We start from the raw sequence: 23,648 nt of genomic DNA, 5'->3' as shown, positions 1-23,648 counted from the left end.
CCGGACAAGCGCGCCTGAAGCGCGCGCCGATCCGGGACGACAGTCGCGTATGTGGTGCGCCCCTACCTCATCCGCCTCGCGCTGCTCCAGCTCTTCAGCGAGGCCCACACGCCGCGCGACAGGCGGAAGCAGTCGACCGGCGTCGACGAGCCCAGCGCCAAAAATCGGTGCAGCTGGACGCCGCTCCACTGGAAGCCGCACTTCTCCAGCACCTTGCGCGAGGCCGGATTGGTGACGCGCGCGCCGGCATAGAGATGATCGTCCTCGAACTCCTCGAAGAAGAAGTCGATCGCGCCGCGTGCCGCCTCGGTGGCAAAGCCCCGGCCCCAATGCTCGACGCCGAGCCAGTAGCCGAGCTCGGCATTGCCAGGCGTGGAGCAGTCGATGCCGACCATGCCGACCGGCCCGGTATCGTGCTCGATCAGGAACACGGTCTCGCTGCCGAGCGCGGCGGTGGCGCGGATGAATGCGACGGCGTCGTCCTGCGAATAGGGATGCGGCAGCCGGCGGGTGTTTTCCGCGACGCGGCGGTCGTTGGCGAGCCGGGCGATGGTCCTGACGTCGGCAAGCGTCGGCCGCCGCAACGTCAGCCGTTCGGTGGCGACGACGCTGGGTCTCGCCTCAGCCAAGGTCACGCTCGAGAAATCCTGCAACATGTCCGGCTCCGTGAAAGTCACTAAGTCAAAGTGAGCAAGTCAAAAGAAAAGGGGAGGCCGGTTTCCCGCCTCCCCTTGGAGCCTTCGATCGCTATGATCTGGACTCCGCCGGTTCAGTCGGGACCGGCGGACTCCAATTTGATCCACCGTCTATTCAGCAGCCTCTGCGATCGGGAGTACCGATACGAAGGTGCGGCCGTTGGCTTTGGCCTGGAACGCAACACGACCCTCGATCTTGGCGAACAGAGTATGGTCCGTGCCCATGCCGACATTAAGGCCGGGGTGCCAGGTGGTGCCGCGCTGACGCGCAATGATGTTGCCGGGAGTGACGACCTCCCCGCCGAACGCCTTGATACCGAGGCGCTTGCCCTTGGAATCGCGTCCGTTACGCGATGAACCGCCTGCTTTTTTGTGAGCCATGGCTCGTCTCCGAAATCCTGCGTAGTTCTAGGTCAATTCCTTGACGGAATCATTTCAAAATTTCTCACGCATCAATTCGTGAATTGGCGTGATCAATTCCAGTTATTCGGCGGCTTCCGCTGCCGGCTCTTTCGCCACCTTTTCCTTCTTCGGACGCGGGCCCTTGGTGGGCTTGGCGTTGTCCGTCAGGATCTCGCTGACGCGCAGAACCGTGATCTCGTCGCGATAGCCGCGCTTGCGGCGCGAGTTCTTGCGGCGGCGCTTCTTGAACGCGATGACCTTGGGGCCGCGCTTGTGGTCGAGCACCTCGACCGCAACGGACGCGCCTGCGACCGTCGGAACGCCCAGCACCGGCGTGTCGCCGCCGACCACCAGAACTTCATTCAACTGCACGATCGAGCCGACTTCGCCTTCGATCTTGCCTACTTCGAGAACATCATCCGGCACGACGCGGTATTGCTTGCCGCCGGTTTTGATGACTGCGAACATCGTTCTTTCTCCGTGTTCAATCCCGGCCTCACGACGGATTGTCAGGGGCCGGCTTTTTGTCAGTCGCTAAGGGTTCATGCGAGTTTTGTGCGGGCGGGGCTTATCCCTTTGAAAACCCACGCAAAAACAAGCGGCGCGAGAAACGCCCCGCGCCGGCTGTGGGACTTATAGCCGCCGCGCGCTGGGAGTCAAGGAAAACTGCCGAAAAGCGCCCGGATTTGAAGGATTTGGGCCCATCCCGGCGCGTCGGCCGAATCTGCGGCCGGTTTGCAACCAACGGGTTCCCTCCCCGTTGTGTCCTCGCAAATCAGACACGCGGGCAAGGGCTCTCATGGCAACGGACGAACTGGTCAAGACGACGGGCATCGCCCAGCACGGGGCAGGCCGGCTGCCGTCGGTCGACGTCGACAGTTTCAACATCGAGATCAAGGACGACGACGGCTTTCTCGGCGACCGCGCCAGCAAGGGGGCGTTTCGCGAGATCCTCGAAGAGTGGCGCAAGCCGCTGCGCAAGTCCGGCGAGGATCCCTTTGGCGACGAGCCGTCCGACAAGATCAGCAAGAAGGCCCTCGATGCCGTTCTGATCGGCGACGATACCGAGGCCACCGCCGTCGTGCACAGTGCGATCGAGGATTTCGCGCAGGAGCTGGCTTACGTCACGCGGCGGTTTCTCAAGACCAAGGCCTGGGCCAAGACCGAATGCATCGTGGTCGGCGGCGGCTTTCGTGCCAGCCGGCTCGGCGAAATTGCCATTGCCCGGGCCGAGATCATCCTGAAATCGGAAGGCTTCAAGGTCGACCTGGTGCCGATCCGCTTCGATCCGGATGATGCCGGCTTGATCGGGGCCCTGCACCTTGCGCCGTCCTGGATTTTCGAGGCCTATGACAGCATCCTGGCGGTCGACATCGGCGGAACCAACATCCGCTGCGGCATCGTCGAGACGCGCTGGAAGAAGGCGCCCGATCTGTCCAAGGCGGTCGTCTTCAAATCCGATCTGTGGCGCCACGCTGATGACGAGCCGAGCCGCGAGGCTGCGGTCAAGCGGCTGGTCAAGATGCTTCAAGGCCTGATCGAGGACGCCGAGGCCGAAGGCTTCAAGCTCGCACCCTTCATCGGCATCGCCTGTCCCGGCGTGATCAACGCGGACGGCTCCATCGAAAAGGGCGCGCAGAACCTCCCCGGCAATTGGGAGAGCAGCAAGTTCAACCTGCCGGCGAGCCTGGTCGAGGCCATCCCTGTCATCGGCGAGCACGACACGGCGGTCCTGATGCACAATGACGGCGTGGTGCAGGGCCTCTCCGAAGTGCCGTTCATGCAGGACGTCGAGCGCTGGGGCGTGCTCACGATCGGCACCGGGCTCGGCAATGCCCGCTTCACCAACCGCCGCAAGGACAACGGCAAGGACAAAGACCGGGATTCCACGGAGAATGGGAAGAAAAAGAGCAAGTCGGACAAGGAGTAACCTTGACCGGTTAGGTTAAGGACCGGATTGCGTTGCGGCGCGCCCGCCGCACGCTAGGGTCGAATCGTCGCTTCCAGCTGGCCGGCGAAGCCGCCCTTCCCAGCCAGTATTTCAATGAGCGGCACCGGGACCGCCAGTGTTTACCGCGTCTGGCGGTCCCACCCCGTTTTCGGATCGGTCGACCTCAACTCCAGCCGATGCGCTGAAAGAACGCTGCGATCTCCATCGCCGCGTGATCCGGATCTTCCCGATGCGGGAAGTGGCCGACATCCGGAAACATCGCAAGATCGAGCTCGCTGAAAGTCTCCCCCAGCCGGTCGGTCCACGCATAGGGAAACAGCGGATCGTGCTCGGCCCAGCGGACGCAGGCCGGCACGCTGATCGGCGGCAGCAGCGGCGCTTCGCCCTTCATCATCGCAAGACGCCCGGCATGCGAGGCACGATAATGCGCAAAGCCGCCGGCGAGATTGCCGTCCCTAAAGAAGTTGTCGGCGAACGCCTCGAGCACGTCGTCGAAGGCATCTTTCCGATGCGCCCAACCCTTGAGGAAGTGGATGATATAGAGCTGGCAGCTCTCCCGGCTCGCACCGACCAGCGCTGGCGCCATCTCCATCTGATGAAAGGACTGGTACCAGATGTGGTTGAGCCGGTCCGGCGCGCCCATCCGCGGCCCGATCCCGGGATAGACGAAATCGAAGAAAAACAATCCGGCCAGCCGCCCCGATGCCTGCCGCGCCAGCGGCTGCATCACGGCGCCGCCGACATCGTGGCCGACCACCCCGAATCGGTCGATGCCGAGCCGATCCATCAGCGCCAGCATATCGGTGGCATGGCCATCCGGCCCGTAAGGCCCGTCAGGCTTGTCGCTATCGCCGAAGCCGCGCAGATCGGGTGCGATCAGCATGAAACGGTCGGCCAGCCGTGCCATGACCGGCTCCCAGGTCAGCCAGAATTCCGGCCAACCATGCAGCAAAAGCAGCGGTTTGCCCGCTCCAGTGCGGACCAGGTGGAAATTGGCGCCGTTGGCCTCGATCGTCAGATGCTCCATGGGGGTTCCTCCGAGGTGAGGTGCGGGGTGAAAGAGGCAGCGGATTTTCCCCTTTCGCGCCTTGTCTGGCCCGCCATCCTCGCCTATTAACGCCCCCAACCACAGGGGCCGCAGCTCCTATATGGCGCCTTCAGGAGAGGTGGCAGAGTGGTTGAATGCACCGCACTCGAAATGCGGCATAGGTGCAAGCCTATCGGGGGTTCGAATCCCTCCCTCTCCGCCATAATTGAAAACCGCGCCGAGAAACCTCCTCAGAATCAGCCTGATACCGGCGAATCTCACCCCGACGCCAGAGCCGCCGCACCGGATCAACCAGGTCTATCTCGAACCGATCCTGTTCAGTCATGCCGCCGCGCAGTCGCGCATCACCATTCTGGCGCGCACGGAAGTCGTGTCCATCGAGCAGGATGACGACCATGTGGTCGCGCTGGCGCGCGACCTCGACAGCGGAAATTCGCTTCGTATCGAAGCCAGCTTCGTGATCGGCTGCGATGGCAGCCGCTCGCTTGTTCGCAAATCGATCGGCGCCAACCTGTCCGGCACGCCCGTGATCCAGCGCGTGCAATCGACCTTCATTGAAGCGCCGCAACTCAAAGAGCTGATGGGCACGCACAAGCCAGCCTGGATGGTGCTCTCGCTCAACCCGCGACGCGCGGGCACCACGGTTGCGATCGATGGTCGCGATCGCTGGCTGATCCACAATCACCTGAAGCCCGATGAGCCCGAATTCGACTCGGTCGATCGCGATTGGTCCATCCGCGCCATTCTCGGCGTTGACGAGCGCTTTGAATATCGGGTGCTCAGCAAGGAGGACTGGGTCGGGCGCCGGCTGGTGGCCGATCGCTTCCGCGACCGCAGGGTCTTCATCTGTGGCGACGCCGCGCATTTGTGGATGCCCTATGCGGGCTACGGCATGAATGCGGGCATCGCCGACGCCGTCGACCTCTGCTGGCAATTGGCGGCGCATCTGAACGGATGGGCGCCGGTATCGATCCTCGATGCTTACGAGGCGGAGCGTCAGCCCATCACTGAACAAGTGTCGCGTTTTGCGATGGACCACGCGATGAAGATGATGGCGCAGCGCGGCGGCGTCTCGGCGGAGATCGAGGACGACACGCCGCGTGGCCATGCGGCGCGCGCGGCGCTGGCCAGGGCGGCCTATGACCTCAACGTGCAGCAATATTGCTGCGCCGGATTGAACTTCGGCTATTACTACGATGCCTCGCCGATCATCGTCTATGACGGCGAGACGCCTCCGGCCTATGCGATGGGCAGCTTCACCCCCTCCACGGTGCCGGGCGCTCGCGCCCCACATCTGTTCCTGCGCGACGGGCGATCGCTCTACGATGCCTTCGGGGTCGGCTACACGTTGCTGCGGTTCGACTCGGCCATCGATGTGGCGCCGCTGACCTCCGCAGCAGAGACACGTGGTATGCCGCTGGCGCTGGTCGACGTTGCGCCGGACGAGGCGAACGGGGCTTATGCCGAAAAGCTGGTGCTGGTCCGGCCCGACCAGCACATCGCCTGGCGCGGGCAGGTCGCACCCGAGGATCCGGTGGGCTTGTTGGCACAACTCACCGGCGCGGCGGCGTAATACGAATATCAAGCCGCCTGTCTGGCGGCGGCCGGCCTGGTGATCACAAGAAGACGCATCGAGGAGGAGAACGTGTTTCACGTTGCAAGGCGCCGCATCCTGGCCGTGCTGACGGCCGCGACTTTCGCCGCGCTGCCGCTGGAGGCGGTTGAGGCGGCCTATCCGGAGCAATTGATCAAGATCATCGTGACCTTCCCACCCGGCGGCAGTGCCGACACCGTCATCCGCGCGCTCGAACCACTGGTCACCGCAGAACTCAAGCAGGGACTGGTGATCGAGAACCGCGCCGGGGCAGGGGGCAATATCGGCATGGGGGCGGTCGCACAGGCGAAGCCGGACGGCTATACGCTCGGCGTGGCGCCGGCAGGTGCGCTGACGGTGAATCCGCATCTCAACTCGTCGCTGCCGTTCGAACTGAAGGATCTCGCACCCATTACCCTGCTCGCGGAAATCCCCTTCGTGCTCGTCGCGTCCGCCGACATTCCTGCGCACAATACGGCCGAAACGATCGCGCTCGCCAAGGCCAAACCGGGCACGCTTTCGATCGGCCATGGCGGCAACTCGACTGCGATGCATTTGACCGCCGCGCTGTTCACGCAGAAGACCGGGATTACGATGGAGTTGGTCCCTTATCGCGGCACCGCACCGGCGACGGTCGACGTCCTCGCGGGCCACGTCCCCTTCGCGGTGCTGGATATCCCGTCATCGCGGCAATTGATCCTGGAGCGCAAGCTCAACGCGATCGGCGTTTCCTCGGCGCGCCGCCTTGCGTCCTTGCCCGATGTGCCGACCCTCGCCGAGAGTGGCGTTGCGGGCTTCGAATCCGTCGGTTGGTTCGGGCTCGTTGCTCCCTCAGGCACGCCTGCAGATGTCATCGGCAGGTTGAATGAGGCGTTCACGAAAGCGCTGAAGGACCCGTCGGTGGTCGAGAAGATCAGGACGCTTGGCGCGGAGCCTGCGCCGATGTCACCCGAACAGTTCGCCCGTTTCATTCAGGACGAAAGCACGAAATGGCGCAAGCTCATCAGCGAGGCCGGTATCAAGGCGAACTAGACGTCACCCGATTGCCTGGTTGGCTGAGGCGTTGCGCAGTAACCGACAACTCGGTATTCCCGCAGCCGGCGACGATAGCTTGAACCTGCCGCCTCCACGCCCCGACCTAGCAGTGCCCCGCCCGCCGGCCGGGGCCGAGGTGATCCACGACAATGTTCGAAAAGTCCTACCGCGACCGCCTCAACGCCGATCTTGCGCGATGGGAGGCCGATGGCGTGATTGCGCCGGCGGCGGCCGCTTCCATCCGCAATGCGCTGCCGCAGCTAGCGCCGGGCATCAACATCGCCGTGGTCGTCGGCATCGTCGGCGGTTTGCTGATCGCGGCCGCGTTCCTCGCCTTCGTGGCGGCGCACTGGACCGAGATCGCGCGGCTGGCGCGGTTCGCGATCCTGCTCGCCGGCATGGTCGCTACCTATGCCCTCGGGGCCTGGTTCGCCGCGAGCGGCCGCAATGTTCTTGCCGATCTCTGCGCCAGCGTCGGTGCGATCATCTTCGGGGCGGGCATCGCGCTGGTCGGCCAGATGTATCATCTCGGCGAGGATTTTGCCGGTGGCATGCTGCTGTGGTCGATCGGCGCGTTCGCCGCCGCATTCCTGACCGCCTCGCGCGGGGCGCTCGCGGTCGGCCTCGTCGCCGCCAGCATCTGGACCTGCATGCGGACTTACGACGCGCCTGATGTGCTGCATCTTCCGTTCGTGGCGGTCTGGCTGATCGCTGCTGGTCTCGCTTTTGCGTGGAATTCCCGCGTCGCCGCCCACCTCGTCGCGGTCGCGGTGCTGCCGTGGTGGATCGCGACGTCGCTTCGCTTCGAGTTCGACGGGTCCCAGCCGTCCTTCGTGCTCGCGAACGGTGCGGCCTTGCTGTTCGGCGCCGGGCTCGCGATCGCGGCTATGCCCTCGCCGCGGGCGATGCGACTTGGCAGCGTTCTGTCGATCTACGGCGCGTTCGCGCTGGCCGCTGTCGCGGCGCTCGAGGTGACCACGGTCGACGACATCTTTCGCGTTCGGAGCAGCACAATGTCCGGCCAGCCGCTGTGGGCGATCCTGTGCGGGGTCGCCGGGGTGATCCTCACCCTCGTCTCCGCCACGCTCACCAGGCGCCCGGGCGACATCCTCAGCGCCTGCGCGATCGCCCTCGTGCTGCTCGCCGCGCCGCTCTGGCCGGTCTCGACCGCCGGCGAGCCCTGGCTCGCTTATGCCGTGCTGCTGTGCGCCATGCTCTGCCTCGTCGTCTCAGGCGTGCTCGATGACGTGCGCCCGCGCATCGTCGCCGGCTGGCTCGGCATTGCAGGCGTCATCGCCGGCATCACCTGGGCGGTGAAGGGCTCGCTGCTCGGCCGCTCGGCATTCCTGGCGGCGGCCGGCATCGTCGCCGTCGTGTTTGCAACGGCGCTCAATCGCGCGCTGCCGAGGGCAGAACGATGATCTTGTCCATCGCAACATTCTGGCAGCGCATCCCGAAAGCCGTGCTGTTCGGTGTCGCCGTCCTTGTTCAATGCGTGCTGCTGGTCCTGATGGTCGCCGACCGCATGCAGATCCTGCGCGAAGGCACGGAGGTGACCTTGCAGACGCAGCCGGTCGATCCGCGCGATTTCCTGCGCGGCGACTATGTCGTACTGCGCTACGACATCTCGCAAGTGCCGGCCGGCGCGCTCGCCGGCAAGCCGACTGACGCGCGCAATCCGGTCGTATTCGTCAGGCTCGCGCCCAATGCCGACGGCCTTTACGCCGCCGTCTCGGTGCATGCCGAGCCTCTGCCGGTGACGGCGCCCGAGGTGCTGATCCGCGGCCGCGTCAGCTCTTCCTGCGGATCAACCGTCCGCACCTTCTGCGACAGGCTGACGGTCAAGTACGGTCTCGAAAGCTATTTCGTGCCGGAAGGCGAGGGCGGCAAGCTCGAGCAGGCCCGCAACCAGCAGAAGCTGCGGATCGTCGCCGCCGTGCTACCCTCGGGCCGCGCCGCCATCAAGCGGCTGCTGCTCGACGGTGTGCCGGTGTACGAGGAGCCGCTATACTGACCGACGATTACTTTGGCGTCGCCTTCAGCACCCGCCGCAGCACGTCCCACACGAGGGGATCGTTCATCTGCGTCACGTTGAAGCGCATGAAGTGCGAGGCGGTCTGCGACACGCTGAACACGTTGCCGGGCGCCAGCACCACATTGTCCTCGAGCGCCGCGCGCGCGACCTGGGTGGCGTCCTGCCCGCCGGTGAGGCGGCACCACAGGAAGAATCCGCCGCGCGGCATCAGCCAGGGCTCGATGCCGATCGCCTGAAGTTTTCGCGCCACATCGCGGCGCGTCCGCGTCAGCTTTTGCCGGAGCTCCTCCATGTGCTTGCGATAGCCGCCGCCGGCCAGCACCTTTGCGATGATCTCGGTCGCGACCGGACTGGAGCCGCCGAAACTGGTTGCGACCTGGAGGTCGATGAGATGCTCGATCCAGTCGGCCCGCGCGGCGATGTAGCCTGAGCGTACCGAGGCCGACAGCGTCTTGGAGAAGCTGCCGATGCGGATCACGCGATTGAGCCCGTCGAGCGCGGCAAGCCGCGGCGAGCGCTCCGGCTCGAGGTCGCCGAAAATGTCGTCCTCGATGATGATGAGGTCGTGCGCGGCGGCGGCGGTCAAAAGCCGGTGCGCGGTCGCAAGCGACAGCGTCGCGCCGGTCGGGTTGTGCAGGGCCGAATTGGTGATGTAGAGCCGCGGCCGCTCGGTCCTGAGGATCTGCTCGAAGCGCGCGACATCGGGGCCCGTCGGCGTAGTGGGCACGCCGACGATCCTGGCCTGATGCGCCCGCAGCAGCGCGCGGAAATTGAAGTAGCAGGGATCGTCGACCAGTACCGTATCTGCGGGACGGAGCAGGAAGCGGCAGACGAGGTCGGTTGCCTGCGTCCCCGAGCCCGTCAGCATGAGCTGATCGACAGATGCGGCAATCGCATCCTCGGCAAGGCGCGCGAGCAGCAGCCGGCGCAGCACAAGTCCGCCGCGGGTGCTGCCATAATCGGTCAACAGATCCGCCTCGGTCCGCGCCAGTGCACGAATAGCGCGGCGCAAGCCCGCCTCCGGCATCCAGCTCGCCGGCAGCCAGCCACAGCCGGGCTTGGGGACGGCAGCGTCGGCATCGAGCGATTGCCTGGAGACCCAGAACGGATCGACTTCCCGGTCGCGCCGCGGCTCGACTTCGGTCAGCGCCAGCGGCGGCATGATCGTCGGCGAGACATAGAAGCCCGAGCCGCGACGGGCCCGGATCAGGCCCTCGGCGGCCAGGCGGTCATAGGCTTCCACCACGGTGGAGGGCGAGACGCCCATCGCTGCGGCGAGGCTGCGGATCGACGGCAGGCGGTCGCCGGCGCCGAGCGCGCGGCACGCGACCTTGGCGCGGATCGCGCTCATCACGTCGAGGGTCCGCGTGCCGCTGCGACCTCCGCTTTGCATCTCGCTGGCCAAGTGTATGACCTTCCATATCCATACAGTTTGGCCAGATTGTACTGGATTGTCACTGGTCTCGCCACCGCCGAAGGCCGAGTGTCGCGGCCCGAAAGGATGGGACGGACATGCAATCTGCGGGCAGCGGCTGGGGCAACGGACTTCTCGGCGTCATCATCTTCAGCGGCTCGTTGCCGGCGACGCGCGTGGCGGTCGGCGGCTTCTCGGCGCTGTTCCTGACGTCCGCGCGCGCGGTCATCGCCGCGCTGATTGGTCTTGCGGTGCTCGGCCTGCTCTATCAGGCCCGGCCGCAGCGCAAGGATCTCGCTTCCCTCACCATCGTCGCCGTCGGCGTCGTGGTCGGCTTTCCCCTGCTGACGGCGCTTGCGCTCCAGCACATCACGTCCGCGCATTCGATCGTCTTCATCGGCCTTTTGCCATTGTCGACGGCGATCTTCGCCGTGCTGCGCGGCGGCGAGCGGCCGCAGCCGCTGTTCTGGCTGTTTGCTGGTCTCGGCAGTGCCACGGTGGCCGGCTTTGCCTTGTCGGGCGACGGCTCGGCCTCAATCACCGGCGATCTCCTGATGGTCGCCGCGATCGTGCTGTGCGGGCTCGGCTACGCCGAAGGCGCGGCGCTGTCGCGCCGGCTCGGCGGCTGGCAGGTGATCTCCTGGGCGCTCCTGCTCGCGCTGCCGCTGATGGTGCCGCTCGCGATCCTGACCTGGCCGTCCGCCTGGAGCGGTGTTAGCGCGCTTGCCTGGATCGGGCTCGCTTACGTCTCGATCTTCAGCATGTTCGTCGGCTTCATCTTCTGGTACCGCGGCCTCGCGCTCGGCGGCATCGCGCGGGTCGGCCAGCTGCAGCAGCTCCAGCCGTTCTTCGGCCTCGCGCTCGCAGGACTTCTGCTGCACGAGCCCGTCGCCTGGAGCATGATCGCCGCGACAATGCTCGTGGTCGTCTGCGTCTTCTTCGCGCGGCGATTTGCGTGACGACAACCCCCGTTAGCTCCGTCTTCTGCCCGATTGGACCTGTTCGATCCCGGGGATTCGCGCGATTTGCCCGGCGAGGAAATCGACCAGCAACCGCACCCGTGCGACGCCGGATCGCTCCGGCACGATCAGCATGTTCAGCGGAACGGGAGGCGGCGAATAGTGCGCAAGCACGCGCTCGAGTTTGCCGGTCGCGAGAAGGTCGTGGATGAGCCAAAGATGTGTGGGTCCGATACCGCGACCGGCCGCGAGCGCCTCTCGCGCCGCAAGTCCGTGATCCACGCGCAATCGCCCTGCGAATGGGACCTCATGGCGTCCGCCGCGGCGTCCTTGCAGCACGAGCACATCACTGCCGGCGACGTTGGACATTCTGATGCCCTGGTGGCTTGCGAGGTCTCGCGGGCGCGCGGGCCTGCCGTGCTCGGCAAGATAGCCGGGCGCGGCGACGAGCACGCGCCGCGACTGCCCCAGCGATCTCAGCTTCATCGAACTCTCGGCGAGCGGCCCCAAGCGGAGCGCGACATCGACACCTTCCCTCACGAGGTCGACCCGTTCGTCGGTCAGGCTGAGATCCGCCGACACATCAGGATAACGGTTCTGGAAAGCGAAGATGAGGCGGCTGACGTGGAGCACGCCGAACGCCGCGGTGCAGGATATCCGTATCGTTCCGGCGGGCGCGCCTCGGGCGCTGCGCGCCTCGTCGCCGGCGTGTTCGACCAGGCGCAGGATCTGCACGCAATCGGCATAATAGCGGCGCCCCTCCTCCGTCATCGTCACGCTGCGCGTGGTCCGCGTGAGCAGCGGTACGCCCACGGCCTGCTCCAGCTCCCTTATGTGCCGTGTCACGGTGGGCTGCCCAACCCCAAGCTCGCGTGCGACGGCCGACAGGTTTCCCCGCTCGGCGACCCTCACGAAGCTTCGCATTCGCTCGAGGCTGACCTCCGATCTATCCATTTTTCGGCATAATCCTATTCATTTCCGACATCTACCGGATTGCTTTCCGCCGCGCTAGCTGCGTGACATCCTCAACGAATGGTGCCGATCATGAAGGTGTTGGTTGTGTTTGCGCATCCCGAGCAGCGTTCGCTCAACGGCTCGCTGCGGGATGTTGCGGTCAGGGAGCTCGAGGCCCAGGGCCACGACGTGCAAGTGTCGGACCTTTATGCCCAGGGCTGGACGTCGGCCGTCGGCCGCGCCGACTTCGCGACGCTGCCGGTGGACGCGCGGCTTGCGCCCGCCGCTGCGTCCAAGCAGGCTTTCGAGACCGGCACGCTCACCCCTGATGTCAAGGGCGAGATCGAGAAGCTGCTGTGGGCCGACATGCTGATCCTGCAATTCCCGCTGTGGTGGTTCAGCATGCCGGCGATCCTGAAGGGGTGGGTCGATCGTGTGTTCGCCTACGGCTTCGCGTATGGCGTCGGCGAGCACAGCGACAAGCGATGGGGCGACCGCTACGGCCAGGGCAAATTAGCCGGCAGACGCGCGATGCTGATCGTGACGGCCGGCGGCTGGCAGGAGCATTACTCGGCTCGCGGGATCAACGGGCCGATCGACGACCTGCTGTTTCCGATCCATCACGGCATTCTCTATTATCCGGGATATGAGGTCCTTCCACCGTTCGTCGTCTATAAGGCCGACAAGCTCGACGAAGCCGGCTTCGAAGCGACCGCCGAACGTTTGCGGGAGAGGATGAGGACGCTTGCGACGGCCTCGCCCATTCCCTATCGGCGCCAAAACGGCGGCGACTACCTGATTCCGAGCATGCAGCTCCGCGTCGGGCTCGAGGCTTCCGAGGCGAGCGGCTTCGCGATTCACCTCGTGCGTGCCGAGGCGAATATCCCGCCCGGGGAGTCTGGCGCCGGGTCGTCGCCCACCGATGTCCGCGCCGCGACAGCGCGCGTGCAGGGACTGTCCAGGCAGGCCGGCCGACGCGCGCGAGATTGACGATTCGCGCGCGCGTGCATCGACGTAGGAGCCGCGAACGAGCTCACTCCATCACAGTTTTCGTCAGCGTCGAGCGCGCGAACTTCTTCAGCGGCATCGGCTTGCCGAACAGGAAGCCCTGCACGAGGTCGAAGCCGAGCTCGTTGGCCATGACGAGGTCGGCGCGGCTCTCGACTCCCTGCGCCACCGCGCGCGCGCCATAACCCTGCGCGAGCTCGACGATGTGGCGGCACACCGTGCGCTTGAGCCGGTCATTGCCGCTACCGGTGACGAATTGCCGGTCGGCCTTCAGTTTGACGAAGGGAATCCTGTCCAGCTCCATCAGCGCCGGCCAGTTGACGCCGAGATTGTCGATCGACAGGCCGATATTGTGCAGGCCGACCTCGCGCGCGACCTCGGTCAGGAGATCGAGGTCGCGGATCGCCTCCTCGCTGTCGATCTCGACCGTCAGCCCGCCGAAGGCCGGATGCGTCGGCACGCGGCGGCAGAGGTCGCGCACCGCTTGCGGCTCTCTGAGATAGGAAGCGGGAAGATTGATCGACAGGTCGACCGGGCTTTGCTGTTCCAGCAGATAGTGCCAGTCCTGCATGGCGCGATCGATCACGAACTCCGACAGATCGCGCAAATGCGGATCGTGCGGCTCCGGAATGAAATAGGCCGGCGGCACGACGCCCCAGGTCGGATGCCGCATTCGCACCAGCGCCTCGGCGCCGCTGCGGACCAGCGTGCGCGCTTCGATCTTTGGCTGGTACCAAAGCTCCAACCAGCCGGCATGCAAGGCTTCGCCGACATGGACGGCCGGGCTCGGCGCCGGTTCCTCCGGCAGCAGCGTCGCGACACGCTCGCGCAGCGTCTCCGCGGCGAAGGGCGTGGTCAGCGGCGGCAGCATGGCAAGGCCATATTCCTCGCCGACCTGCCGCACCGCCTTGACGATGATCGATTCGCGGGCGCCGACCGCCAGAACTTTCCCGGCGAAGGCCTCACGCACCAATATCTCCAGAAACCGTCCCGGCTCGATGCCGTCGGTGGCGACGCCGAGCAGGATCAGATCCGGCAATTCGGTGGCCAGCACGGTCCGCAACTCGTCCGCGCTGGCGCATTCGCTGGTGACGAAGCCAAGATCCTCCAGCACTTCGCTGAGGAAGGCGCGCAAGTGACGCTTGCTGTCGGCCACGCAGGCCCGCGGCGTCACCTTTCGCCGCCCGAAGGTCACAGGCCTTCGTCCGACGAGTTCAACCATCCCATCGTTCATCCTACACCACTCCCGTTCCGTGACGGTTTCTTAAACGGCGAGCGTGGGTTCAAATAAGGAGAGCTTCACATCGTTGTTGAATTATTTGAGTAACGTTAAACCCTGCAACTCGAGCTAATTTTTCGACAGTCTGTTCGAAAAGAATCCGCATACCCCAGCACCGCACGCGCAACGACTGCCAGCGCATGAGAATTTCTCTCGCGCGGCATAGAAGCGTGTTGTCGGCCAACGGGCGCAGGCGAGCGATGCAGTGGTGTGTCCTTTCGAAGCACCGGCGAGACCGTGAAGGATTAATTGCTGGCGGCTTTTTCGGGATGCGCGGCCCGTCGTGCGCGCCGACGGCGGTGAACAGGTTGGCGTCGCCCGTGGTGAGCGTGTCTGCGTCGCGCAGACGCGTCTTTCACGAGCGAGCGACACTGGCTTTGCAAGCGCCCGCCTTCGCGCGATGCGGGCATGTTTCATTGGCGCTCGCGATGGTTCTGCGACGACGCGGCCGGACCTGCGGCCACGAATGTGAAGCGCATCACACGCGTATTGTTGCACATGCGCTATTGCTCCGGGCAGCCGGTGGTGGGCTGTCGAGGATTACGACAATGACGACGCGGCGGATGATTTACTGGTGGTTCAGGGTTGTGATGTCAGGGCGATTTCTCGATCGCTTCCTGTGCCTGCCGCGCGCGCATTAGGCGCCTTGCGCGATATCAGCTCTGCCCGATCAATTTGCGAAACGCCGCCGCGCCGTCCTGCACGGCGTCGCGTCCCTTCCAGGCCAGATAAGTCAGCTTGCCACTGATCGTGTCGTGGCTGCGCAGCCGGCGTGACCCGAGAATATGGCCGACATTGTCGGGGAAGCGGCTTACCTCGGCCGAGACCAGGGTCGCGATCGCGTCCATCAATTGTTGAAGGCGGACGCCCCATTCGCAATGCTCGATGCCGTCGATGCGCACCTTGAGCGCATATTCGGTGTCGTAGATCTCGGCGAGCAGGTCGCGGGCGACCAGCACCCGGTTGTGCCGGAGCGCGACACGAAGCGCGAGGCGCTTGTCGTCGAGCCGGTCGAGCACCATGGGAACGACGCAGGCATAGGGCGTGGCGGCAACGTCGGCCGCGCTCTTGCTCGCGGCCGCTTTGGTGGCGAGACGCACCAATTGCCAGGACGTCGTCAGGCGCCTCGCCACCAGCGTCAGCGCGTAGGGCAGTGCTTCGGGATGGGCCTTCTTGAAGGCGTCGAGTTGCGCGGTGGTCCGAACAACCTGACCGTCGTCGAATTTCGCGATCTTCTCGGGCAGTTTTTCGTTGAATTTCGGCAGCGCATAGCCGGCGCGCAGCACATGCAGTATCTTCTTGACGTCGTCGAAGGCGCTGCGTGACGCGGTGTATTGCGCGAGCTTGCCGCGCGCGAATTCGGCGCTGTCCGCGGAAGCGAAGGTGCTCTCTAGAACCTTGACGACCTTGGTCTGGAAGGTCGACGCGATCTTCAGGACCTCCTTCTGGTTGTTGGCGGTGACCTGGTCGCTGATCGCCTTGATGTAGTCGCGTGCCATGGTCGGCAGCAGATCGCGGCAGATCCACTCCCAGATCGGAGTGAGCGTGTTACGCGAGATCCGCCCCATATTGGCGTGCTCGGGCGCGCCGTCGATCAGCAGCAGCTCGAGCGGCGCGAAGAAGTAGCGCGAAGGACTGGTGGCGCGCGCCTGGGTCGATCCATCCTTGCGAAATTCGGCGCGCAAGCGGGACTGGATCTCGGCCGAACCCGGCATGTCGATGCCGCACAGCTCGAGCCGCTCGAGTTCGCTGAGCAGACAGCTGCGCGACAGCGGCGTCAGCCTCTGCAAGAATTCCGACAGCCGATCGATCTCATTCATGGCACGCAATCTTTCGCAGCGTTTCCCGCGCGCGTGCGGGCCCAATGCGTGGAGGCATTTGCGCGCTCTCAACCTCGCTAGAGAAGCAAGTCGCCGTTAATTATTCCGTAAAAACCGGGGGGCCGACGTCGGGCGCGGGCGATTAGGGCCCGTTTGCCCCTGATTTCGGTTGAAAATTCAACCTTCGCGCGGGCGCTCGCGGACGGACGCAAGCACAAATTGTGCCTGCGCCGCCATTTTAGCGCAAAACTGCCAAAATCACCGTAGTCTTACGGAGCAAAAAGTTAACCACAGACCGCCCCGGGTTCCGCTAAATGAGTGACATGGGGTCACAGAATGATACGGCCATCGATTCGCGGCCGTCGGAATGGGACGAAAGCAGCGCTGCTCCAACTGAAGAGCTCGATTTCGTCCGCCTGAGCGCTGCCCGGGCCAAGGCGGCCGACGAAATGGCTGCCGCCATCGCCCGAGAGCTCAACGGTCCCCTGACTGCGCTGCTGCTCTACATGGGCGAGATCAAGCATCACAGCGATCAGCTCGCACCGATTGCCGGCGACCGTGCCTATTTGCAGCGGGTGGTCGAGAATGCGCTGGCACAAACCGAGCGCGTTTGCGGCCTGGTCAAGCAGCTTGCCGGCCCCGACAAGGCCGGCTTGCCGACCCCGTCCGGCGTCGAGGACACCGACACGAAGGCCATGCGCGCCCAGCAAGCCCAGCGCGTGCCGAGTGCCGAACTCCTCGGCCCGTCGGGCCAGAAGCGCCTGACCAAGCGCGAGCGCGAGGTGCTGAGGCTGATCAGCGAAGGTTACTCGAACAAGCAGGGCGCGCTTCGGATGCAGATCAGTCCGCGCACCTTCGAGAGCCATCGTGCCGAGGCGATGCGCAAGCTCGGTGCGCGCAACACCGCGGACCTCGTCCGTGCGGCGCTGCTGCATTCAATCGACTGAGGCTGGCGTGTTGCATCGCCGGCAGGCGGTGCGGACAAGGCCCGAGATGTTTTCTCGAGAAGTCTGGAAGCCGGATCGCGCTCAGAAATAGTCTTCGGCGAAGGGACGCGCGCGCGAGGCGGGGCGCAGCGGCTTGATCTCTTCTTTGGGGCCGTTCGGGATGATCGTGATGATCCAGCGGGGCGGCATGCTCGATTCCTGCTCCAGCACCGAACGCACAAAGCCGGTGACCGTCGACTCGCCAGCCTTCACCGTCGCCATCCGGCCGTTGAACTGGGCGATGCGGAAGCGCCGAACTTCTTTCTGGTCCGCGGTCTCGTAGGTGAACATGGAAACCCTCCTGGTTTTCCGGGACTATCGCCACCTATGATTAGCCATCTCTAAAAATCCCACGCCGTAGAAGTACGGCGGGAATGCACGCGCGAGTGGTCAGCGCGGCGGCTCCTGTGCGCGCGCGGCGGCATAGGCGGCATCCATCAGGTCCAGGAGATCGCGGAATTCGACGTCGCTGAGCCTCTCCGCGGTCTTCTCCAACGCGAGCGCCAGCGCCGCGAGCCTGACATAGCCGAACGTTCCGGCCGCGCTCTTCAGCGAATGCGCTTCGCGCGCGATCCTGGCCTGGTGCTGCGCGAGCGAAAGCGTCCGGAACAGTTGCAGGCGCGCGCAGGTCTCGCTCCAGAACACCTCGCGCACTTCACGGGCACCGTCCTCGCCGATCTCGCGCACCAGCGCTTCGTATGCGCGAGGCTCGCGCGGGGGCTCGGAATCGAGCGCCTTCTGCGCGGGCGCGACGGTGACGTCAAACATGGTCTTGCTGCCTTGATCACGGGTCATTGGTCGCGCGGCACGTCCCGGCGCGAGGGCACACCCCGTGTCTACGGCATTCGAATTTCAGTTCCGGTAGCAGGACATGAGGTGTTTGCGGGCCGGCATTAGCCGGCGGTTCACCATGCGAGCCGCGGTCAGCGCGCGCCGAGCAGCCGGTCGTACTGGGCCTTCACGGTGGCGTAGCATTCGCAGGTCGTCTGGCGCAGGCCGTCGAGGTTGACGATCTGGATGTGTCCGCGGCTGTAATGGATGAAATTGGCCTGCTGCAACGTATTGGCGACCAGCGACACGCTGTTGCGCCGCGCCCCGATCATCTGCGCCATGGCCTCCTGGGTCAGCAGCAGCCGGTAATCGCCGGACAGGTCGTGCGTGTGCAACAGGCAGCGCGACAGCCGCGCCTCCACCGGATGGGCGGCATTGCAGCCCGCGGTCTGCTGGACCTGGGCGTAAACCGCTAGCCCGTGGCGAGTCAGCAAGGTGCGCAAGGTGCTGCTCTGATCGGCGGCGATCCGCAGCCGGTCGAGATCCATCACCGACGCAAGGCCTGGAACCAGCACGATGGCCGTGTTCAACGCGCGCGCATCGCCCATGGTTGAGAGCGTCCCGAGCAGGCTGTCGCGGCCGATCATGGCGACCTGCACATGCTCGCCCCTGGCGAGTTTCACCACCAGCGAGATGACGCCGCGGTGGGGAAAATAGGCGCGCGTCAGCGTCTCGCCGGTCTCGACCAGCACGGCGTCATGGGGCAGATCAACTGTTCGCAGATGCGGGCGGATCAATTCATAATCGTCTGCCAGCAGCGCGGACAGGAAACCATTGGACGAACGCACCATCGTTTCCAAAGCTGCCTCCCCGTTTCCCGCATGATCGTATCGCGATACGCGAAATCACGTCCTGCGCGAGTAGGTTCCATCATGTTTCCGTCGGGATATATTGGCAATTGGGACAAGATGTCCGCCCCGATGATCGTTCCCGTGAGGCTGCATTCACGCCGGCACACCATGATGGCCCCAGCCGTCGTCACGGCATGGCTCCACCAGGCGCAAATGGTGGGCCTTCACCGCCGCATAGCAGTCGCAGGACGTCGTCTGCAGCGCCCGCAGATCGAGGATCCGGATGTGGCCCCGGCTGTAGTGGATGACGCCGGCGCGCTGGAGGTCGTGTGCGACCAGCGAGATGGCATTTCGCCGGACGCCGATCATCTGCGCCAGCGCTTCCTGGGTCAGCGGCAGCATTTCACCATGGGACAGGTCGCGGGCGCGCAAGAGCCAGCGCGCGAGCCGGGCCTCGACCGGGTGCAACGTGTTGCAGAGCAGCGACTGCTGCGCATGCGCGAGCAAGGTCTGCTCGTGGCGGACCATCAGCTGGCGAAACGACGCGCTTGCGGCGGCGACGGCTCGGAAGGCCGCGATTTCCAGCGCGGAAGCGGTGCCGGGGAACAGCACGGTCGCGTCCGACAGCGCGATACCGTCGGCCAGGGCGGCGCCGCTGCCCACCACGCTGTCGCGGCCCAGCATCGCAACCTCGATCATCTGTCCTTCGGACAGGCCCACTGTGATCGAAACCGATCCGCTATGGGGAAAGTAGACGTATCTCAGCGCAGTCCCGGCCTCGCCCAAGACAGACTTCCTGACCATTTCGACCGTTGCGAGATGCGGACGCAGCAGATCGAAAGCCGGCGCGTCGAGCAATTGCAGCAGCTGATTGGGCGGGGGTCCGCTCGCGGTCATGCAAGTCAATCCGGCGGGTTCGATGGGGCCAATTCTGCCGTTCGTCGTTCAGTTGCACGGTGAATAAATACTATTGTAAAGGTTGTAGCGGCGTCCATATACTCGTTAGAGGGCAGACAGGCCGTCTGATTTGCGGCCGAAATAAGAAGGGCGTTGATTCGCTCGTGAGCGGGGCGCGTCTGCTGCATGGGCATGCAGGAAAAAGCGGTAAGGGGGCTTCATGAGCCGGAAGCATTGCATCCGTGCTGCCGATCGGACACCGGTTGACCCGCGCCGCCTCGTCCGTCGGGCGAGTGATTACGATTCTCCAACATTGCCTTGGGCCTTGGCGCCCGATGCCGCAAATCTCGTCTCCGTTCTTCTCGGCTCGCCAATGACGTTTGCGACCATCCCTCTCTTGATTGAAAGCAAAGGAGGAAGGCGTGTCCCACGGTCCGATGATTGAATCGCCGAAACCGGAAGCTCACGAGAGAACCGAGTGCCAACGCCATATTCTCGTCGTCGACGACGACCCGATGGTGTGCATGGCCATCGAGGTCTATCTTCAGCGCAACAATTCTCGAGTGACGATTGCCGATGGAGGTGAAGCCGGACTGCGCGCCCTCGAACATGGACAGTTCGACCTGATGATCGTCGACATCTTCATGCCGCATATGCGCGGGTTCGAATCGATCCGGATCTTCCACGAGCGCGCGTCGGTCGTTCCGCTGATCGCGATGTCCGGCTACGCCTTCGCCAATCTGAATTCGCCTGCACCCGATTTCCTCCGGATGGCGCTGGAACTCGGTGCCGCACGCTGTCTGCGCAAGCCGTTCACGCCGCACGCGCTGCTCGCCGCCATCAACGACTGCCTGGCCGAGCATCGTCCCGACGGCGGCATGGCCTCGGCCGCGCGGATGGGTTAGCGCAGCGCAGGCCACGATGACGACGAGGTAACCGTTCGTTTACCGCAAGCGCGGATCCTGCAGTCGGCGGCAACTACGCGAAACGAGGAGCGCGAACGCATCCGCGCTTGCGGGCGGCTCGGTCCAACGTTCCGGACTCTGGCCCTATGGTCTTTCACGAGCAGGACTTTCCCGCGCGCTTCGCCCAGCTGTTGTCGGTCTGTTTACCGCGCGCCATCCCGCCGCTGCGGCGCAGCCGGATTTGCCGAAAAGCGCCGCGGCATGCCGCCGAACCCCAAACTTCTCTTCAATATCCGTATTAGCACGGAGGATGAAATTAACGGGACTGTGAAAGGGGATGTCTAACGATCCAGAGGAGGGCTTCCGTCCGTGCCAAGGGTGGCTCAGGCGTCGAGGTCCGGGTTCAGGTCAGTAAGGCGTAGTTCATGGATGATCTGTTGCGGGAGTTTCTGACGGAGACCAGCGAGAGCCTGGACACCGTGGACAATCAATTGGTGAAGTTCGAGCAGGAGCCGAACAACGCCAAGATCCTGGATAACATCTTCCGCCTGGTCCACACCATCAAGGGCACGTGCGGCTTCCTCGGCCTGCCCAGGCTTGAAGCGCTGGCGCATGCCGGCGAGACGCTGATGGGCAAATTCCGTGACGGCATGCCGGTGACGGCCGAAGCGGTGACGGTGATCCTGTCCTCGATCGACCGCATCAAGGAGATTCTGGCCGGCCTGGAAGCGACCGAGGCCGAGCCCGAGGGCACCGACCGCGACCTCATCGACAAGCTGGAAGCGATGGTCGAGCAGGGCATGGCGGCAATGTCAGCGTCGGCCTCGCCGATCGCGTCAGGCTCGGCGCAGCCGATGCCGGCGGCAGGTTCTGCTCCCGTTACTGACGCCCCGCCTCTGGCGCCGGAAGCCCCGGCTGCCGCACCCGCCAAGGAGATGACCTCGGGCTCGCTGATCGACCAGACCCTGGAGCGCCCGTTGCGTCCCGGCGAAGTCTCGCTCGACGAGCTCGAGCGTGCCTTCCGCGAGACCGCGATCGAAGCGCCGGTGCCTGCGCCCGTTGCCAAGGTTGAGGCTGTACCCGCGCCGGCCGCCGAAGCCCCTGTTGCGAAGGAAGCCGCAAAACCCGCCGCCAAGGAGAAGGTCGCGCCGAAGAAGTCGATGGCCGACGAGGTGGCGAGCGAGGGCGACCGCGTCGCCAACCAGTCGATCCGCGTCAACGTGGATACGCTGGAGCATCTGATGACCATGGTCTCCGAGCTGGTCCTGACCCGCAACCAGCTGCTGGAGATCTCCCGCCGCAACGAGGACACCGAGTTCAAGGTGCCGTTGCAGCGCCTGTCCAACGTCACCGCCGAGCTGCAGGAAGGCGTCATGAAGACGCGCATGCAGCCGATCGGCAATGCCTGGCAGAAGCTGCCCCGCATCGTCCGCGACCTCTCGAGCGAACTCGGCAAGCAGATCGAGCTGGAGATGCACGGCGCCGACACCGAGCTCGACCGCCAGGTGCTCGATCTGATCAAGGATCCGCTCACCCACATGGTGCGCAACTCCGCCGATCATGGCCTTGAGACCCCCGCCGAGCGTCTCGCGAGCGGCAAGGGCGAGCAGGGCACCATCCGCCTGTCCGCCTATCACGAGGGCGGCCACATCATCATCTGCATCGCCGACAACGGCAGAGGCCTCAACACCGAGAAGATCAAGGCCAAGGCGATCTCGTCCGGCCTCGTCACCGAGGCCGAGCTCGAGAAGATGAGCGAAGCCCAGATCCACAAGTTCATCTTCGCGCCGGGCTTCTCGACCGCGGCCGCCATCACCTCGGTCTCCGGCCGCGGCGTCGGCATGGACGTGGTGCGCACCAATATCGATCAGATCGGCGGCACCATCGACATCAAGTCGGTGGCCGGCGAAGGATCTTCGGTCACCATCAAGATCCCGCTGACGCTGGCCATCGTCTCCGCGCTGATCGTGGAAGCTGCCGGCGACCGCTTCGCGATCCCGCAGCTCTCGGTGGTCGAGCTGGTGCGGGCCCGCGCCAATTCCGAGCACCGCATCGAGCGCATCAAGGATACCGCGGTGCTCAGGCTGCGCAACAAGCTGCTGCCGCTGATCCATCTGAAGAAGCTCTTGAAGATCGACGACGGCGCGGCCAGCGATCCCGAGAACGGCTTCATCGTGGTCACGCAAGTGGGCAGCCAGACCTTCGGCATCGTCGTCGACGGCGTGTTCCACACCGAAGAAATCGTGGTCAAGCCGATGTCGACCAAGCTGCGTCACATCGACATGTTCTCCGGCAACACCATTTTGGGCGATGGCGCCGTCATCATGATCATCGACCCCAACGGCATTGCCAAGGCGCTCGGCGCCGCCGGCTCCTCGGCCCATGACATGGGCGACGAGAACGGCGCCCATCACATCGGCTCGGGCGAGCAGACCACCTCGCTGCTGGTGTTCCGCGCCGGCTCGTCGCAGCCCAAGGCGGTCCCGCTCGGGCTCGTCACGCGCCTCGAAGAGCTGCCGGCCGACAAGATCGAGTTCAGTAACGGCCGCTACATGGTGCAATACCGCGAGCAGCTGATGCCGCTGGTGGCCATGGAAGGCGTCACCATCGCCAGCCAAGGCGCCCAGCCGATCCTGGTGTTCGCCGACGACGGCCGCTCCATGGGCCTCGTCGTCGACGAGATCATCGACATCGTCGAGGAACGGCTCAACATCGAGGTCGGCGGCTCCTCCTCCGGCATTCTCGGCTCGGCCGTGATCAAGGGCCAGGCCACCGAGGTGATCGACGTCGGCCACTTCCTGCCGATGGCGTTCGCCGACTGGTTCACCCGCAAGGAGATGAAGCCGTCGCTGCACTCGCAGTCGGTGCTGCTGGTCGACGATAGCGCGTTCTTCCGCAACATGCTGGCGCCCGTGCTCAAGGCCGCCGGCTACCGCGTCCGCACCGCGCCGACCGCGCAGGAGGGCCTCGCCGCGCTGCGCGCCCAAACCTTCGACGTGGTACTGACCGACATCGAGATGCCCGACATGAACGGGTTCGAGTTT

Annotated in this window: 22 protein-coding genes and 1 tRNA gene; 11 read left to right on the top strand and 12 right to left on the bottom strand. The window is 64.9% G+C overall.

The annotated features are described in order from the left end of the window. Positions 1-62: 62 nt before the first annotated feature. From UNPA324_RS01705 to rplU, 3 genes are all read right to left on the bottom strand, one after another. Positions 63-656 carry a GNAT family N-acetyltransferase gene (locus tag UNPA324_RS01705; protein WP_164936175.1) on the bottom strand — a complete coding sequence of 198 codons (594 nt, stop codon included), beginning with the start codon at positions 654-656 and terminating at the stop codon, positions 63-65. A gap of 150 nt (positions 657-806) precedes the next feature. Further along, entirely contained in the window at positions 807-1,076 is a 270-nt protein-coding gene (rpmA, locus tag UNPA324_RS01700; protein ID WP_024338898.1) for a 50S ribosomal protein L27, read from the bottom strand. Positions 1,077-1,178: 102 nt separating this feature from the next. After that, positions 1,179-1,565: a 50S ribosomal protein L21 gene (rplU, locus tag UNPA324_RS01695; protein ID WP_128918827.1), complete on the bottom strand. Its 387-nt coding sequence runs from the start codon at positions 1,563-1,565 to the stop codon at positions 1,179-1,181. Between the two features lie 331 nt (positions 1,566-1,896). Between rplU and UNPA324_RS01690 the strand changes: the two genes are divergently transcribed. Beyond that, positions 1,897-3,027 (top strand): ROK family protein, encoded by a 1,131-nt coding sequence (locus UNPA324_RS01690; RefSeq protein WP_128918826.1) that lies wholly within the window; start codon positions 1,897-1,899, stop codon positions 3,025-3,027. Positions 3,028-3,211: 184 nt separating this feature from the next. On the opposite strand, the gene UNPA324_RS01685 is transcribed toward UNPA324_RS01690, so the two are convergent. Then, a complete protein-coding gene (locus UNPA324_RS01685) occupies positions 3,212-4,075 on the bottom strand; it encodes an alpha/beta fold hydrolase (protein ID WP_141933148.1) in 864 nt (287 codons plus the stop codon). A gap of 133 nt (positions 4,076-4,208) precedes the next feature. On the opposite strand from UNPA324_RS01685, the gene UNPA324_RS01680 reads away from it, so the two are divergent. The 5 genes from UNPA324_RS01680 to UNPA324_RS01660 all read left to right on the top strand — a co-directional run bounded on the left by UNPA324_RS01680 (position 4,209) and on the right by UNPA324_RS01660 (position 8,739). After that, positions 4,209-4,298, top strand: a tRNA-Ser gene (locus tag UNPA324_RS01680). 3 nt (positions 4,299-4,301) lie between these two features. Next, on the top strand, positions 4,302-5,669 hold the full coding sequence (locus UNPA324_RS01675; RefSeq protein WP_246667092.1) for an FAD-dependent monooxygenase: 1,368 nt from the start codon (positions 4,302-4,304) through the stop codon (positions 5,667-5,669). 72 nt (positions 5,670-5,741) lie between these two features. Next, entirely contained in the window at positions 5,742-6,722 is a 981-nt protein-coding gene (locus tag UNPA324_RS01670) for a Bug family tripartite tricarboxylate transporter substrate binding protein (RefSeq protein ID WP_164936174.1), read from the top strand. A gap of 152 nt (positions 6,723-6,874) precedes the next feature. Next, positions 6,875-8,146, top strand: coding sequence for a DUF2157 domain-containing protein (locus UNPA324_RS01665; RefSeq protein ID WP_141933146.1), 1,272 nt, complete (start codon positions 6,875-6,877; stop codon positions 8,144-8,146). Continuing rightward, the gene (locus UNPA324_RS01660) at positions 8,143-8,739 is read left to right on the top strand and encodes a GDYXXLXY domain-containing protein (RefSeq protein WP_141933144.1); all 597 of its coding nucleotides are present in this window, start codon (positions 8,143-8,145) and stop codon (positions 8,737-8,739) included. The genes UNPA324_RS01665 and UNPA324_RS01660 overlap by 4 nt, the downstream gene beginning before the upstream one ends. A gap of 7 nt (positions 8,740-8,746) precedes the next feature. Here the strand turns inward: UNPA324_RS01660 and UNPA324_RS01655 are convergent, their stop codons facing one another. Continuing rightward, complete coding sequence (locus UNPA324_RS01655; RefSeq protein ID WP_141933142.1) at positions 8,747-10,153, bottom strand: aminotransferase-like domain-containing protein; 1,407 nt, start codon at positions 10,151-10,153, stop codon at positions 8,747-8,749. A 119-nt stretch (positions 10,154-10,272) separates the two neighbouring features. Here UNPA324_RS01655 and UNPA324_RS01650 point away from each other — a divergent pair, with 119 nt between their 5' ends. Beyond that, the gene (locus UNPA324_RS01650) at positions 10,273-11,133 is read left to right on the top strand and encodes a DMT family transporter (protein WP_141933140.1); all 861 of its coding nucleotides are present in this window, start codon (positions 10,273-10,275) and stop codon (positions 11,131-11,133) included. A gap of 12 nt (positions 11,134-11,145) precedes the next feature. On the opposite strand, the gene UNPA324_RS01645 is transcribed toward UNPA324_RS01650, so the two are convergent. Next, on the bottom strand, positions 11,146-12,087 hold the full coding sequence (locus UNPA324_RS01645; protein ID WP_141933138.1) for a LysR family transcriptional regulator: 942 nt from the start codon (positions 12,085-12,087) through the stop codon (positions 11,146-11,148). Between the two features lie 90 nt (positions 12,088-12,177). On the opposite strand from UNPA324_RS01645, the gene UNPA324_RS01640 reads away from it, so the two are divergent. Next, positions 12,178-13,077 carry an NAD(P)H-dependent oxidoreductase gene (locus UNPA324_RS01640; protein WP_141933136.1) on the top strand — a complete coding sequence of 300 codons (900 nt, stop codon included), beginning with the start codon at positions 12,178-12,180 and terminating at the stop codon, positions 13,075-13,077. 43 nt (positions 13,078-13,120) lie between these two features. Here UNPA324_RS01640 and UNPA324_RS01635 read toward each other — a convergent pair whose 3' ends face one another. Continuing rightward, positions 13,121-14,329 carry an EAL domain-containing response regulator gene (locus tag UNPA324_RS01635; RefSeq protein ID WP_128918815.1) on the bottom strand — a complete coding sequence of 403 codons (1,209 nt, stop codon included), beginning with the start codon at positions 14,327-14,329 and terminating at the stop codon, positions 13,121-13,123. Positions 14,330-15,030: 701 nt separating this feature from the next. Beyond that, entirely contained in the window at positions 15,031-16,194 is a 1,164-nt protein-coding gene (locus tag UNPA324_RS01630; RefSeq protein ID WP_141933134.1) for a hypothetical protein, read from the bottom strand. 323 nt (positions 16,195-16,517) lie between these two features. Here UNPA324_RS01630 and UNPA324_RS01625 point away from each other — a divergent pair, with 323 nt between their 5' ends. Continuing rightward, positions 16,518-17,141, top strand: coding sequence for a helix-turn-helix domain-containing protein (locus tag UNPA324_RS01625; RefSeq protein WP_141933133.1), 624 nt, complete (start codon positions 16,518-16,520; stop codon positions 17,139-17,141). An 81-nt stretch (positions 17,142-17,222) separates the two neighbouring features. Here the strand turns inward: UNPA324_RS01625 and UNPA324_RS01620 are convergent, their stop codons facing one another. The 4 genes from UNPA324_RS01620 to UNPA324_RS01605 all read right to left on the bottom strand — a co-directional run bounded on the left by UNPA324_RS01620 (position 17,223) and on the right by UNPA324_RS01605 (position 19,699). Next, positions 17,223-17,471, bottom strand: coding sequence for a hypothetical protein (locus tag UNPA324_RS01620; RefSeq protein WP_128919919.1), 249 nt, complete (start codon positions 17,469-17,471; stop codon positions 17,223-17,225). A 99-nt stretch (positions 17,472-17,570) separates the two neighbouring features. Beyond that, positions 17,571-17,948: an Hpt domain-containing protein gene (locus UNPA324_RS01615; RefSeq protein ID WP_164936333.1), complete on the bottom strand. Its 378-nt coding sequence runs from the start codon at positions 17,946-17,948 to the stop codon at positions 17,571-17,573. A 155-nt stretch (positions 17,949-18,103) separates the two neighbouring features. Next, on the bottom strand, positions 18,104-18,802 hold the full coding sequence (locus UNPA324_RS01610; RefSeq protein ID WP_181769256.1) for a Crp/Fnr family transcriptional regulator: 699 nt from the start codon (positions 18,800-18,802) through the stop codon (positions 18,104-18,106). Between the two features lie 153 nt (positions 18,803-18,955). Next, positions 18,956-19,699, bottom strand: a complete 744-nt coding sequence (locus tag UNPA324_RS01605) for a Crp/Fnr family transcriptional regulator (RefSeq protein ID WP_141933131.1) — start codon at positions 19,697-19,699, stop codon at positions 18,956-18,958. A 437-nt stretch (positions 19,700-20,136) separates the two neighbouring features. Between UNPA324_RS01605 and UNPA324_RS01600 the strand changes: the two genes are divergently transcribed. Both UNPA324_RS01600 and UNPA324_RS01595 read left to right on the top strand, forming a co-directional pair. Next, a complete protein-coding gene (locus UNPA324_RS01600) occupies positions 20,137-20,604 on the top strand; it encodes a response regulator (protein ID WP_181769634.1) in 468 nt (155 codons plus the stop codon). A 425-nt stretch (positions 20,605-21,029) separates the two neighbouring features. Continuing rightward, the coding region (locus UNPA324_RS01595) for a hybrid sensor histidine kinase/response regulator (protein ID WP_141938638.1) at positions 21,030-23,648 on the top strand (2,619 nt) is incomplete at its 3' end.

The organism is Bradyrhizobium sp. UNPA324, assembly GCF_006658635.1.
GTDB lineage: Bacteria > Pseudomonadota > Alphaproteobacteria > Rhizobiales > Xanthobacteraceae > Bradyrhizobium > Bradyrhizobium nanningense.
The sequence above is the reverse complement of the archived record's forward strand: the minus strand, read 5'-3'. Positions and strand labels throughout refer to the sequence as shown.